Annotated in this window: 17 protein-coding genes; all 17 read right to left on the bottom strand. The window is 66.5% G+C overall.

Annotated elements, in window-relative coordinates:
* Window positions 1-10: 10 nt before the first annotated feature.
* A complete protein-coding gene (locus tag DEJ21_RS14330; protein WP_111225048.1) occupies window positions 11-406 on the bottom strand; it encodes a hypothetical protein in 396 nt (131 codons plus the stop codon).
* A gap of 31 nt (window positions 407-437) precedes the next feature.
* Window positions 438-902 (bottom strand): hypothetical protein, encoded by a 465-nt coding sequence (locus DEJ21_RS14325; RefSeq protein WP_146247805.1) that lies wholly within the window; start codon window positions 900-902, stop codon window positions 438-440.
* The gene (locus DEJ21_RS14320; RefSeq protein WP_111225046.1) at window positions 893-1,357 is read right to left on the bottom strand and encodes a hypothetical protein; all 465 of its coding nucleotides are present in this window, start codon (window positions 1,355-1,357) and stop codon (window positions 893-895) included. Before DEJ21_RS14320 ends, DEJ21_RS14325 begins: the two co-directional genes overlap by 10 nt.
* Window positions 1,358-1,377: 20 nt before the next feature.
* The gene (locus tag DEJ21_RS14315) at window positions 1,378-1,782 is read right to left on the bottom strand and encodes a hypothetical protein (protein WP_111225045.1); all 405 of its coding nucleotides are present in this window, start codon (window positions 1,780-1,782) and stop codon (window positions 1,378-1,380) included.
* Window positions 1,779-2,594, bottom strand: coding sequence for a hypothetical protein (locus DEJ21_RS14310; RefSeq protein WP_111225044.1), 816 nt, complete (start codon window positions 2,592-2,594; stop codon window positions 1,779-1,781). The genes DEJ21_RS14315 and DEJ21_RS14310 overlap by 4 nt, the downstream gene beginning before the upstream one ends.
* A 65-nt stretch (window positions 2,595-2,659) precedes the next feature.
* Entirely contained in the window at window positions 2,660-3,622 is a 963-nt protein-coding gene (locus tag DEJ21_RS14305) for a hypothetical protein (RefSeq protein ID WP_111225043.1), read from the bottom strand.
* Between the two features lie 12 nt (window positions 3,623-3,634).
* Entirely contained in the window at window positions 3,635-4,795 is a 1,161-nt protein-coding gene (locus DEJ21_RS14300; RefSeq protein ID WP_111225042.1) for a siphovirus ReqiPepy6 Gp37-like family protein, read from the bottom strand.
* Between the two features lie 13 nt (window positions 4,796-4,808).
* Window positions 4,809-5,864 (bottom strand): hypothetical protein, encoded by a 1,056-nt coding sequence (locus tag DEJ21_RS14295; RefSeq protein WP_111225041.1) that lies wholly within the window; start codon window positions 5,862-5,864, stop codon window positions 4,809-4,811.
* Window positions 5,865-5,876: 12 nt separating this feature from the next.
* Window positions 5,877-10,169: a phage tail tape measure protein gene (locus DEJ21_RS14290; RefSeq protein WP_181435912.1), complete on the bottom strand. Its 4,293-nt coding sequence runs from the start codon at window positions 10,167-10,169 to the stop codon at window positions 5,877-5,879.
* A 75-nt stretch (window positions 10,170-10,244) separates the two neighbouring features.
* A complete protein-coding gene (locus tag DEJ21_RS14285) occupies window positions 10,245-10,667 on the bottom strand; it encodes a hypothetical protein (RefSeq protein WP_111225039.1) in 423 nt (140 codons plus the stop codon).
* A gap of 65 nt (window positions 10,668-10,732) precedes the next feature.
* Complete coding sequence (locus DEJ21_RS14280) at window positions 10,733-11,062, bottom strand: hypothetical protein (RefSeq protein ID WP_111225038.1); 330 nt, start codon at window positions 11,060-11,062, stop codon at window positions 10,733-10,735.
* A gap of 104 nt (window positions 11,063-11,166) precedes the next feature.
* Window positions 11,167-11,793, bottom strand: coding sequence for a hypothetical protein (locus DEJ21_RS14275; RefSeq protein ID WP_111225037.1), 627 nt, complete (start codon window positions 11,791-11,793; stop codon window positions 11,167-11,169).
* 71 nt (window positions 11,794-11,864) lie between these two features.
* The gene (locus tag DEJ21_RS14270; protein WP_111225036.1) at window positions 11,865-12,233 is read right to left on the bottom strand and encodes a hypothetical protein; all 369 of its coding nucleotides are present in this window, start codon (window positions 12,231-12,233) and stop codon (window positions 11,865-11,867) included.
* The gene (locus DEJ21_RS14265; RefSeq protein WP_111225035.1) at window positions 12,230-12,541 is read right to left on the bottom strand and encodes a hypothetical protein; all 312 of its coding nucleotides are present in this window, start codon (window positions 12,539-12,541) and stop codon (window positions 12,230-12,232) included. The genes DEJ21_RS14270 and DEJ21_RS14265 overlap by 4 nt, the downstream gene beginning before the upstream one ends.
* A gap of 118 nt (window positions 12,542-12,659) precedes the next feature.
* Window positions 12,660-12,899 (bottom strand): hypothetical protein, encoded by a 240-nt coding sequence (locus tag DEJ21_RS14260; protein WP_111225034.1) that lies wholly within the window; start codon window positions 12,897-12,899, stop codon window positions 12,660-12,662.
* Window positions 12,900-12,902: 3 nt separating this feature from the next.
* Window positions 12,903-13,220, bottom strand: coding sequence for a hypothetical protein (locus DEJ21_RS14255; RefSeq protein WP_146247803.1), 318 nt, complete (start codon window positions 13,218-13,220; stop codon window positions 12,903-12,905).
* An 11-nt stretch (window positions 13,221-13,231) separates the two neighbouring features.
* The gene (locus tag DEJ21_RS18035) at window positions 13,232-13,522 is read right to left on the bottom strand and encodes a hypothetical protein (RefSeq protein WP_146247802.1); all 291 of its coding nucleotides are present in this window, start codon (window positions 13,520-13,522) and stop codon (window positions 13,232-13,234) included.
* Window positions 13,523-13,830 lie beyond the last annotated feature (308 nt).

Genomic DNA, 13,830 nt, shown 5'->3' with positions numbered 1-13,830 from the left:
GACCTCCTGGTCAGTTCGGAACGTAGGCGCTGTTCGCCTGGTCGTAGGTGATACTGGAACCCTCGGGAACCGAGTAGGAGGCCGTCGCCTCGTCGTACACCAGAGGAGCCCCGCCGCCACCACCGCCGCTGTTCGCGATGGCCTCGGCGATTGCTGCACCCTCCGGGGTGGACGGGTCCGCGAGGTTCGCCGCGAGCTGCGTTCGGATGGGTGTGGGAAGGTCGCCGGTTGAGGTGCCGGTCAGGTAGGTCGGGAGGTCGGCCCAGAGGCTGAACCCGTCACCGATCTTCGTCACCCGCGACGTCTCGTCGTACCCCCACTCACCCACCTCGAGCGGTCGAGGGCTGTTCTCCCACGCATCCGCGTTCCCGCGCCGCACCACGATCGTTGCGTACTGCGTTGCCATGCTGGCCTCTCTCAGAAGTCGTACTGCGGCGTCAGACGTCGTGCGTCGTGTCGCCCTGGAAGTTGGCGCGGAACTGCGCGATGCCGTGCTCATCGAACGTGCCGTCGAGGTCGTCCTCAGCGAGGAGCTCGCGGATGTGCGCGTCGACGGCGGGTGGTTCCACAGCGGAACCCCACTGCGCGCGCACCGCGCGGATGTACTCACGGAACGCCTGCCGGACAGACCGAAGCGTCCGCACGAGCTGCGCGTACCCGGTCTCGAGACGGCCGATGCGTTCCTCGTACGGCTGCACGGCCTTCGCGACCGCCGCCTCCACCCGGTCGTTGACGTACTTGTCGAGCTCTGTCGCCTGCGCGAATTGAGTCGTCGTCTCCGACGCCCGGTTCTTCACTTCCTCTACCCGCGTGGACCGACGCGACGTGTATATCGCGAAGACACCCGCGACGACCGCGACGACGACGGGAGCGACGTAGGGCAGCCAGTCCTTCACTTCCACTGGTGCACCTCCCGGTCACGGGCGATGTCGCTCACCCTCCACGCGGGCACGACAGCCATGCCGAGGATCGCCCAGCCCACACCGGCACGGCCGATGTCGCCACCGACGATGCCCGCGAGGAACACGGACCCGGCGTACAGCAGCAGCAGCCCGAGCATGAAGCACTTGCCCCAGAACTCGAGCCGCCACAGCAGGTTCGGGAACGCGATGCCGACGAGGCACACGAGGGCGGTGACCGACAGCATCAACCCGAACGATTGCGCGTACCCCTCACCGAACGAGTCGCGGAGAGCGGGGATGCCGCCGATGTAGCCGAACACCCCGAAGCCGATCGCGAAGACGTCGAACAGGGGCAGGCCGACTCGGAGCAGCCACCGCACACGGTCGTCGCTCGCGTCGACCCCGTTCGGCCCCCAGATGGACACGGCCCAAAGCCGTTTGATGAGTCGCATCATGCGGCCCCTCTCGTTGGGGGCTACGCGTTGCCCTGGTCGTTGCGGAGGTCGACCTGCGACGGTTCGAACTGCGCCGGCTGCAGCTCCTGCGACTTCGCAGCCGCCGTCTCCACCGCCACCGCCTTCGGCACCGACCCCAGACCGATCAGCGTGAGGAGCTCGTTGATCTTCGGGATCGCCATGATCTTCGTCAGCGCAGCCGAGACTGCAGCGAGCGTCGCCACAGCACCCGTCAGCCACGCCAGGACCGGCCCAGGGACAACGTCCGCGACGGCCTCGAGCACCTGCGGGGCCACAACCACCACGACAGCGAGGACAGCAGCGGCGCCGATGACGACCTGCACGACCGTGCGGAGCACCCGCTTCGACTGGTACCAGATGGTCTGCACGTCGATCGTGTCGACGGCCTCGTGCTCGCCGCTCACGCTGCGTCCTCCTCAGCCAGAGCCGCCTTCACAGCCGACTCGAACTTCGCCGACACCGCGACACCCAGCGAGTCCCGACGGTCACGGCAGTCCTGGATCAGACCGGACACCTGCGCCGAGGACAGCTCCTGGAACAGGCTGGTGTCGCCGGGGATCGCGTTGGAGTACGTGATCGCGCGGGACGAGGACACGGCGGTGAACGACAGCTCACCGATCGCGTACTTCTTCTGCGTCTTCTTGGACGTGACGTAGAGCATGTCTGCCTCGACTTTCGGAGTGGGTGACTTGACGGGTGCCGGCGTTTTCACCGGCGGCTTGGCGGATGCGGGCTGCTTCGCGGCGAGGCGAGCTCGAGCGTCCGGGTACGGGGGTGCCGCTTCGGTACGGGTGGCGAACTCGTGGTGCCACGGCTCGCCGAAGTTGACGCCGGTCCACGTGCCGCCGCGGCCCTCGACGATCTGGTGCAGCCGGGTGAACTCGTCCGCGTACAGCGCACGGTTCGACCCGTCCGGCATCGTGATGCCGAAGTCGATCGCGTTGCCGTGCAACACCTCGTCATGCCGCGACGTGAACGGTGCGGCAACCACGACACCGAGCGCGGCCCGGTTGTTCCACAGGTACGACTGCCGCCACCGGGAGCGCATGCCCTCGTTGACCGACAGAGAACCCGACCGGCCCTTCGACCGCAGGTACGCGTTGAAGTCGATGATCGTGGACAGCACCTGCAGAGCGATCCGCTCCGACATGACGTACTGCTCCACGCCGCGGAGATCCCCGAACGAGGACTTCCCCACGCTGAACTTGGCGACCATGACGGCCCCCTTCCAAGACGAAAGGCCACCCCGAACGGGATGGCCTGGAAGATTGAGTGGGTGGGTCAGAACGAGACGACGCCGATCTGCACACCCTTCGTGCGGATCGTGTCCGAGTCCTTGTCGGTGTCGACGAACGCGCGGACTACGTTCGCACCACCCTTCGTGCGGGCGATGCCCGTGACGGAGAAGAAGATCCCGCCGGACGTGATCCGCGACAGCCGGCACGACGATGGGTGGAGCACGTTCTCGTCGTTGAACACCACCGAGAGCACCCCCGACGCGTTCTGCTGATGCGCACCCACCGCGGTTCCCGTGACGGTGATGAGCACCGTCCGGTCAGCGTCCGTGTAGAACTGCTGACCCGCGATTCGCACCCGCCCAGCAGCCGGTGTGACGTCCGTGTCGACGTTGTCGTCAGCGGAAGGGAGCGCGTCGATCGACTGTGCCCGACGCCACTGCGGCGAAGACGCCGTGCCCGATGACCGGTAGGCGAAGTCCACGTCTACGCAGTATGCCTCCGTCCCGCGGAGGAACAGCAGCGGGCTCATCTCCATGAGCGCGGCCTTCGAGTCCACCTGAACCGACGGGCGGATCGACGGCAGCGGCGAGTACAGGGTCGAAGCTGCGAGCGTCTGACCGGCGCCACGGCTGAACTGGTGCAGGGTCAGGAACTCCTGCCCCGTCTCGAGGGGCACCTCAGCACCCTTCAGCACCACCAGCTTCACCGGCTGTGCAGCGTTCGACGGGGAGTACAGCAGGCCCACGTAGTACCGGGTCGGCGACGACACCGCCGGCACCGAGAGGGTCACGTCCGCGTCGATCTGGTGACCGAACCCGTTCACCACCGCCCGCGCGTACCCCGACACCGACGACCGCTTGATCCGCACAGTGTCGTTCGTGTTCACCACGATCGCGTACGGGGAACCCCAGTCGTCGAGGATGCCGTTCCCAACAGCACCAACCGTCTGCGCCCACGCGCCGTCCGTCAGCTTCTGATCGACGATCGGGAACGAGGTCTCCGTCATGATGGTCTCCTTCTAGATCGCCTGCAGCAGCCGGACGCTCTTCAGCGCCTTCGCCACACGTGTGTTCGTCTTCGTCGTCCATGCGGACGAGTCCCTGGACCCGACCACCGCGGACACGGTCTCCGTCGGAGACCCGTCCTGCGCCTGCACTGTTGTCGTCACCTCACGGACCAGGTTCGACAAGTCGAGACCGTCGATGAAGACACCGACCTTGTCGCCGACGAACCAGTCACGCCGGTACCGGACGTCCGGGGAGTCCGTGATCGTGAACGACACCGACACCGGGGAGTCCCCGTCCGACAGTGCGTCGTCGCCTGCATCGGCGAGCTCCGCCGCGACCGTCGTCTGCCGCTGGTCGATGAGCTGTTCAACCTTCGCGCCCCACACCGCTTCAGCAGCAGTCGAGACACGCTCCGCGAACAGGCGCTGCTGTCCCTGCCCTCCGCCCGCGACGATCGCGTCGGTGACGGTGGGGCGGGTCAGCGTGTAGGACCAGTCCTCGCCGATGATCCCGCCGGTGAAGTCCGATGTGGCGCCGAACCGGACGTTCGCGGTGCGGTCGGTGATCGGCCGCACTGTGAACTGCAGGTAGGGGGCGTCGTCCTCGCCCTGCAAGATGTCGACGTGCAGCTTCCCCGACTCCGCGATGTCCGCGACGGTTGAACCGAGGAGGTCGAGTCGGCCCTTGATGGACACGTTCCGTCCACGCCCCAACGTCGCCGGCAACCGCAGCCGGGGTACGCGCCGTTCCGCTCGAGCAGCGTCCCCGGCGTTGAACCGGACGTAGCTGAGGAGCACCGACTCGGCAGGGCCCGACCGGTTGTCGTAGGCGGCCGGTTGCGACGTGATCGGTGACGACGGGTCGGGGAACAGGATCCGGTCGTTGAGGACGTCGAGGTCCGACACCCCCGACACAGTCGACACGGTCGCGCCGCGTTGGATGCTCGTGATCGGCCCCGACATGACCAGCTGGTCACCACGGGTGAGGAGCACCCCGTTCCCGGGCGTCAGCAGCCCCGTCAGTCCCTCGTTGCGGGCGGTGACGGACCAGGTACCCGGGTCGGTGCCGGTGACGTTGTGCCGCTCCACGACAGTCAGCGAGGACCAGAACTTCACGGGGTCGTAGGAGCGGCGGAGGTTCTTGTCCCGCGGCTGAATCATCCACTGCGGCATGCGACCTCCCAGATCAGAACGCTGCGAGCCAGCGCTCGAGCCATCGGACGGTCATCGACGTGTCCGCCCCAGCCGAACCGAGCTGCACGTTCACACTGTTCATCCCCGGCCGGAGCGGAGCGAACGTCGAAGTCGGGGAGATGTACGGCCACGCCACCTGCCCGCCGAGACGAGCAGACCGGCGCCGAGGATCCGTGACCAGGATCAGTTCCTGGCCGTCAGCGACCGACGACGTCATCACCATGTTCGTCCCCGGGAAGCTGAGCTCCGCGATCGTCGCGGGACCATCGACGAAGACCTCCACCCACGCCGGCACATCACCCTGCACCGCCATCTGCATGCCGTTACCGATCGTCACCGAAGCGGAAATCGACCGCGGCCACACGTTGTCGTCGGTGGAGGAGAGGAACACTTCCCCGTCGGCGATGCCGTACGTGAACGACGTGTACTCCCGGGCGTGGAAGAACGGATCCACCGCGAGGAGTGTCAGCCCGAAGTTCTCGAACCGCGTCCCGCCAGCAGACCCGCCGTGCTCACCCGTCCACCCGTCCTTGTAGACGACGTCAAGGAGCCGTTCCCCGTTCAGGGACGACACCCCGAGGCGGAAGGTTCCCGTGTCGCCCACGTTCACCAGGTCCCACATCGGGGCGATCAGCCCGCGGAGCTCCGTCAGCTTCCCCATGAAGTCCGCGTGGGACGTGTCGGAGGCGAACTTCAACGGCAGGAACACTTCCCGCTCGTCGACGTTCACCTCCTGCAACGACGACCCCGGCATGCCGGGAGTCTTGATTGTCACCACGTCCAGCGGGGGCAACTGCAAACCAGTCGCCCCCGCCTTCAGGATCCGGTCCACGTCAACGTTCAACGGGACCACGAGGGAACCGTCCATCGACTCGAGCCAGATCCGGCGTGTGTCTTCCCGCACGATGACGGGCGGGGTGGTGGGGAAGTCGGGCCCGGTGGGGCCGTTCCCGTCTAAGGTGTCGACGAACTCGTCCGCCGGCCCACCACCATCGATGGCGTCGGTGATGGTGAGCGACGGTGAGCCGCCGCTGATCAGTGTCGCCACAGAGTCCTCCGATCAGCGGCCACCGGCCATGACTTCCTTCTTGTGCACCCACGACTCGAACTCGCGGACAGCGCCACGGTCCGGGTTGTGGAACACAGGTGCGTACGTGTTCCCGCCGCCACCGCTCTCGGTCGAGACGATCTCCCGCAGCGTCTGCATCGGCAGCGCCACCTCCGGGTCGCGGAGGTTGTTCTGCACCAGAGAAAGCCCCTGCGGCAGCACCCCGCCCTTGTCGTACAAGGTGGGGGTCAGACCGCCGACGATGCCGCCAGCTGCCATGCCGCCAGCAGCCTTGCCGCCCTTGTACTCGAAGTGCCACGGCTCACGCTGCGCGAAGGACAGTCCCGTCGGGTACCAGCCGAACCGGGGACCGTTCGCCCGCATCCACGCCTGCGACCCGCCACCAACGTCAGCAGCGAGCCCGTACCCGTGGACCGACGTTCCAGGCGTCGCCGCGAGGTTCCCGCGGCCAGCCCGGTACGCGGAGTACCGCATCTGCTGGTTCGCGAGATCCCGGTATCCCTCCGTCAACGACAGGCCACCACCGAACGACCGCTGCATCGCCTCCCACGCGACCGCAGCAGCCTTCCGGAGGTACCCGCCGATCGGGCCGACACCAGGACCGCCGGTGAACCCGGACACCTTCGACAGCGCCGACTTCGGCAGCTGCCCGTTCGCGCCAGACCCGCCGAAGTTCCCGACGTCGCCACCGCCGCCCATGTTTTTCAGGACGGAGACAGCACCGGACAGGAGCTTGTTGCCCATGCCCGCTGCAGCGTCGACCATGCCGCCCGCGCCGGGGATGTTCCCGATCACGGACTTCACGAGCTTCCCGAGGGTCCCCATGGGGTCGGACACCACCTGCGAAGCGGTCTCCGCAGCGTTCTTCGTCCAGTCCCACGCAGCGCCAGCGGCGCCCTTGGTCCAGTTCCAGGCAGCCTTCGCACCGGACAAGAGCCCCTTGCCGTTGCCTCCATCCGAACCGGAACTCTTCTTGACGACGCCACCCTTCGCGTACCCACCCTGCAGGAGGGACGCGAAGCCGACGCCCCGTCGCCCAGCCGCGTTCGCAGCGAGGAACGCGCTGCGGTCGGCCGATGTGCGCAGGCCCTCGGAGACGAGGACACCCTCACCTTGGCGCATTGGGCGCAGGTGATCGTCGCCGTTGCGCATCCGCGATCGTCCGGGGATGATGCCGCCGCCGGCGAACCCCTTGGGGAGCGAGATCGGGTCGATCTTCTTCGTCCCGAAGAACCCGGCGACCTTGTTGAAGTTGCCGATGAGTGCCTTGTTGATAACCGTCTCGACGACGAACCGGATCGGCAGCTTCGCGGCCGTCTTGATGGCCTCCCACGCCTTGCCGATGCTGTTCTTCATCACACCGAACGCAGCCGGGATCGTGACCTTCGCCACCGTCGCGAGCTTGTCGAACACCGGCTTCAGCCACGACCAGAGCGCACCGACCGCAACACGGATCCCGGTCATCGCCGGAGCGATGATCGAGCGGTTCAGCCAGGTGAACACCGGACCGAGCGTGCCGCGGATGTACGCGTTGGTGGCTGCGAAGATCACCCGCACTCGAGCCCACCAGGCTGACGTCACAGCGCTGATCGCTGCGAACGCGATCCGCACGATGCTGCTGACCCAGGTGAAAGCGGCGCCGAGCGTGCCGCGGAGGAACACGACCGCGATGTTGAACACGGTGGAGGTCAAGCCCCACCACCAACGGACGCCTGCCACGATCGCCGCGAACGCGACCTTCGCGACCTGCGCCACGAAGTTGAACACCGGAGCGAGAGCGAACTTCACCATCGCGATGACGAGGTCGAAGATCGCGGAGATCGTGTTCCCGAACCAGCCCGCGACGGCAGCGATGCCGCGGAACACGGGCATGGTGACGTTCTGCCACCACCAGGTGAACACGGCTCCGACAGCGCGGACCACGGTCATGATGCCCGAGAAGACAGGCTTCAGGACCGTGTTCCACGTCCACATCGCCGCAGCGGCGATGCCCTGCCACGCGGGCACGAACACCGTCTGCCACAGCCACACAGCTGCAGCTCCGACAGCCTTCGCGCCGACCTGGATGCCGGACCAGATGGCATCGACACCGGTCTTGAACCAACCGAGGTTCTTGTACGCCCAGATCACACCGGCGACCAGCAGACCGATTGCGGTGATGATGAGACCGATCGGGTTGGCCCGCAGAGCGAAGTTGAACGCCTTCTGCGCACCGACCGCGAGCCACGTGGCAAACGTCCACGCCTTCTGAGCAGCAGCGACAATCCGGATCTGCGACGCCCACGCTGCGAAACCGCCAGCAGTGACGATCTTCTGCTGCAGGATCCACGCCTTGTACGACAGGACCAGGCCGCCGATCGCCGCCGCCAACGCGATCACTGCGACCTTGTTGTTCCGCATGAAACTGGTGACAGCGACGAGTCCCGGCCCGATAAACCGAAGGACTGCGGCTGCAGCGCGGAACGCGAGGAGGAACGCCCCACCGATGATCGCGGCGACCGGGCCGATCGCGACCAGCAGGTTCTTGAACGACGGCACGAGAGCAGTCGTCACGAACGTCCGCACATCGTTCAACGCATCGACGACGACCTGCCGTGCGGCGAGGATCGCTTTCACCTGAGGCGAGTCCGGGACGAAGTTCGTGGTCGCCGTCAGACCCAGCGACACCTTCCCGGTGAAGGCGAGCTTGCCAAGGCCTCCCATCAGGTCGAGGAAGTTCGTGACCTTGCTGCCGGCGCCGTCGAGGCCCTTCGCAGCACCGTTCGCGATGCCCTCGAGGGCCGGGGTGACGGTCTGGTAGATGCCGAGGGCGACGTCTTCAAGCTGCGACTGCAGCTTGTCCATCGCACCGCCGAGACCCTTCATCTTCGACTGCGCGACCGCAGCTGCGCCGCCCTGACGGGTCACCGCGCCAGCCATGCTGTCGAAGTTCGTGGCACCGGTCTTCGCGAGGGCGGCGACCGCAGCGAGCGGCTCACGGCCGAACGCGAGGACCGCCTGGGACGCGAAGTCCTCCTGCGTCATCACCTTGCGCGCTTCGGAGAGCTGCTCGATGACGGTGCGGAGACCGACGAAGCGGCCTTCCTGGTCGAAGACGGACAGGTTCAGCGAGTCGACGGCCTTCTGCGCCTGCTTCGACGGCCGCGCGAGGGACGCGAGCATGCCGCGGAGGGCGGTACCTGCCGTGTCGCCCTTCAGGCCGTTGTTCGCGAGGATGCCGATCGCCGACGCGGTGTCGGAGATGCTGATGCCGAGGGTGTTCGCGACGGGGCCGACGTACTTCATCGACAGGGCGATGTCGTCGACACCACCAGCGGCAGCGTTCGCGGTGTTCGCGAGGACGTCGGCGACCATCGCCGCGTCCTTCGCCGCGAGCCCGAACTGGTTGATGGAGTTCGCCTGGATCTCCGCAGCACGCCCGCCCGACACCTGCGCGGCAGCAGCGAGCTGGATCGTCCCGCGGGCCGCCTCCATCGCGTCAGCAGCCGACAGACCACCCTTGGCGAGCTCCAGCATGATCGCCGCAGCATCCTTGCCCGACGTCGCGGGGAGCGTGAGATCAGAGCCCAGCTGACGAGCCGTGTACCCGACCTGCATCATCTGCTTGTTCGTCAGGTTCGCGACGGCCTGCAGCTCGTTCATCGTCGCCGTGTACTCGTTGCCGAGCTTGATGACCTGGCTGACGCCGATGATCGCGCCGAACCCGGCAGCCATCCCCGCGAGCGGCTTCAACGTAGCGAGAGCGCCAGCAGCGACGTTCTTCGCACCAGCAGCGACCTTCCCCAACCCAGAGGACAGAGGAGCGCCAGCCGCAGCGAGCTTCGAGAACCGTCCCGTCATCAACGCGGACTGCTTCGACGCCTGACCCTGCGCCGCAGACAACTGCCCAGTGACCGTCTTCTGCTCGTTGAAGGCAGCCTTCAGCTGATCCTCAACCGCGACGACCTTCATCCCCGCGAGCTGCTGCTTACCGCGCGCGGACGTGAGCTGCTGCTCCGCCTTCAACGCCTGCGACGACGACGCCGCGTACTTCTTCCGCTGCTCAGCGAGACGAGCCTCAGCCGCCTGCACACCGACAGCGGCAGCCTTCTCCTCCGAACGCGCCTTCGCGATCGCGACCTTCTCCGCCTGCACTACCTTCGCGGCACGCTTCGACGCGACCTCGAGCTCCGAAACAAGCGTCTTCGCCGCCGACGTGGAACCGCCAGCCGCGACACCAGCCGAGAACTGACGGCCAGCAGACAGGCCCGCAGCTTTCGCCGCGGTACCTGCCTGCTTCGACATAGTCGACGCGAACTTCGACATCGAGGGGAGGACATCGAGCCATACAGCTGAACCGGCCACGAGGCACTCCAATGTCTAGTTGTTGACGAACCAGCCCGCCTCAACGACGGCCATCTCGGCCCGCTGCTGCGCCAAGTACTCGGCGTCCGCTTCGTCCTGCTCCGTGGGTTCCACGACAGGAGCGGGCAGCAGGTCCGGCTTCGGGATGGCTGACTTCGACAGCGCCGACTGCACCGTGTACAGCAGGACCCGCATGATCGAGTTCGTGTCCCGGGCGATCCAGTCCGAGTCCTGCCAGTCCGTGTCCCGATGGGCACGGTGGAACGCTGAATCGGTGGGTAGACCTTCGACGAGGACCCTCAACTGCCAGGTCTTGATGCGCCCCTGCAAGTACTCCGCCAACGGGTCCCGCGGCGAGTACGTCGACTGCAGCGCAGCATCCCCAGGACCCTGATGGTCACCGAAGAGCCGCAGCATCGCCTCGGTGCGGACCTGCACAGCGACGGGGTGCGTCGCCGGCAGGTCCGCGATCTCGAGGTCGAACTCGTCGAGGTCTACCCCCGTCAGTTTCCCTGGGTCTTCTTCAGGTCCTGCTGCACGGCGACCATGACGATGTTGAGGGCGTCGTCCGTACCGCCGGCAGCGATGAACCGGTCGTACTGCTCATCGCCGAGGAGGATTCGGCCCTGGGCCTCGTCGTCCTCGTCGTCCATCTCCTTGAAGGCCTTCTTCGTGGCCTTGTCGTAGAAGTAGGGGTGCGGGATGTAGAACGGCTCCCCGCCCTCTTCGACGAAGATCTCGATGCGGTCACCGCCGACGGACTCCTCGACCTTCCGCCGAGCGGCGGCGAGGGTGTACGACGTGCGACGGTTCTTGTCAGCCTGACTGGTCATGCGGGTCTCCTAGTGAGCTTGGTGAGCTCGTGAGCAGGGGTAACAGGTGGCGGCGGCGCAGCTCACCAAACGACGCCGCCACCTGGTCTTGGGGGAGGGAGGGGTCAGCCGCCGGAGACGACGACGCCGCCGGCAGCGGTCTGCGCCTCCGTGTACGACTTCCCGACGATCGGGTCCTCGTAGATCGTGAACGTGCGGTTCACCTCTTCGACGTCGGACCGGTTCAGGGCCCGGTCGTCGATGTCAGTGACCTTGATCCGGTACGCGGCCTCCACGCGGTACACGGCGGAGTCGCCGACACCGTCCTGCGACAGGGTGATCGCCCGGTAGTACGGGTACTCACCCGACGTCTCGTCGTAGATCCACGCCGCGTTCTTGTCCGCCGGCCACTCCGACACGGGCTGCTTGTACGCCAGCGCCTTCGTCCAGCCGTTCGTCTCACCGAACGCCACCTGGAAGGTGTGCGTCTCCGACGTGACGTCCGATCGGACCGACTGCGTGGTCTGCAGCATGTTCGTCTCGTCCGACGACACGTCGTACGAGTGCGAGATGCCGTCGGTGGTGATGTAGCCCATGTTCTTGTACCCGGTGGGCAGCGCGATCGGCTTCCCGTCGGTGGCGAAGAACGCCTCGGGGATGGCAGTGGAGTAGTCCGCGATCGCGAGGATCGTGGTACCCCACTTGTGGACGTTGCGGTTGTCGTTGGCCAGCTGGCCAATCACGTCAGGCATGCGTTCTCCTTGAACGACAAAGCCGCCCGACGTGCGGACGGCTGAATGGATGATGAGTGTTGGTGAGCGGCCTATTGGGGGCGCGCGTCGAGCTCGTACGTGCCGACAGCACGACGCAGCGCCGTGTTCGAGTACGCGACGTTTCCGAACGAGTCGGACTCGCGGACCTCGTCGAAGAGGTTGCAGAGGACCATCGCGACTTCGACTTTCTGGACGAGGTCCCACACGGCGCCGCGGGTCTTCGCGAACACCGTCAGATCGACGTGGAACGTCTTCTCGTAGTCGCGGCCGAACCCGCCAGGGATCCGCTCCACGACGATGCACGGCGCCACGGTCTCGAGGTTCGACGGGGTCTCCGTGTACGTCGCAGCGCCCGTCTCCTGCTTCAAGTAAGCGAGGAGCACACGCTCGACGTTGGGCCACACCCCGTACACGTTCATGCGCCCATCGCTCTCCGCAGGATCGCCTGCTTCGACACACCCACGTCGCCGTGCTCCACCTGGGTCGCGTCAGCAGACGTCGCGATCACACGAGCGAATGGACGCTTGTACCCGCCGTTCGCCTTCGTGCCAGGACGAGTGCCCTCCTCCACACGGAGGGAGTCACCGAAATGCTTCGCACCAGCCGAGTACGCCAGCCGTTGCGCGCGCGGCAGGATCCGGTCCGCTTTGTCCCGCATCGCCTTCCGCACCGCAGGGTTCCGGACCGCCTGATCGATGATCCCCCGGCCGATGACGACCTTCGGCATCAGTACTCCTTGCGGCACCGCTCACAACGCACGGGCGCAGGAGCCTGCGTGTACGCATTCACGAACCGGGGGTAGCAGTGGAGCCCGAGGCGGCAGAGGATGCTCTTCTTCCGAGACATCAGCTGACCGCCCGAGTCGCGTACTCGAAGTCAGCGATGACCGCCAGCTTCTCCGCCTTCGTCTTCGCCCCCGACAGGTCGATCCCATGAGCATCAGCCCACGCGTCGATCTCCGGGACCGTCCACACCTCCGACGGAACCGTCTCCACCACCGGAGTGTGCTTCGGCTCCACCAACCCCAGACGCACCGCATCCTCGAGCCGGTACTCGTTGCCGTTCACGCTGATCTTGTCCGACATCCGTCAGCCCTTCGTCTCGGTGATCACGAACTCCGTGTGCGGGAGCACGTTCCAGTACGTCTGCGGCCGGCCATCGACGTAGTACGTCTGCCCGCGCCAGATGACCGTGTCCGCAGCCTGGATCCAGTCCTGCGGTTCACGGGTCGACACCATCCACCGTGAGGTGACGATGTCGTTCTGCCCGAGAGATTCCTTCGTCCCCACCGGCTGCACGTTGCAGCCGTCGATGTCCTGGTTGATGACCGTCTTGGTGGGCACGCCGTCCTCGTCAGGCGCACCCTCGGCGATGCGCTGCACGGTGACCGTGTCGCGGTGCAGCATGTTCGCGAGGATCACCAGTGGTCACCGCCGATGCGGTACCGGGCGACCGCTCGAGCCCACTGCGACGTCGTCCCGACAGTCGCAGCCGCCGCCATCGCGACCTGCTCCTGCCCCGACGTGAACTGCGACAACCACGGCGACGCCTCGGAGATCGACGCAGCCTGGTCCAAGACCACTTCCTGCACGTCACCCGGGACGTCGGCGAAGCCATGCGTGTACACGACCTCGACCGACCGCCACACATCGGGGAACCGTGCGGGGAGGCGGAGCAGACCAGCAGCCGACCACTCAGGGTCAAGCACTGTCTGCCCCGCCACCGTCAAACTCGCGACAGACACAACGGGCCACACCGGAAGCCGGAGCACCCGGGCCCCCGCCCCGTCGAGAACGATCGTGTCGTCCTCGACGAGGCTGATGGGGTTCCGGGTCTGACCGCGGAACCGCTCCGACGCCATCCGCAGCGCCAGAGCGATCCCCGGGTCACTCGCCGGTTTGCCGAGCCTTGCCGCGAGATCGGCTGGATCGGCCAGCGGGGGCAGCGTCGTCTCCTGCAGAGTCACGTCCTGCCTCCTCCACACCGCGTGCCTTGTTGTGCACCAGACCGAGACGG

Origin of the sequence: Curtobacterium sp. MCSS17_006 (genome assembly GCF_003234215.1) — a bacterium.
GTDB classification, from domain to species: domain Bacteria; phylum Actinomycetota; class Actinomycetes; order Actinomycetales; family Microbacteriaceae; genus Curtobacterium; species Curtobacterium flaccumfaciens.
This window is presented reverse-complemented; position numbering and strand designations above follow the sequence as displayed.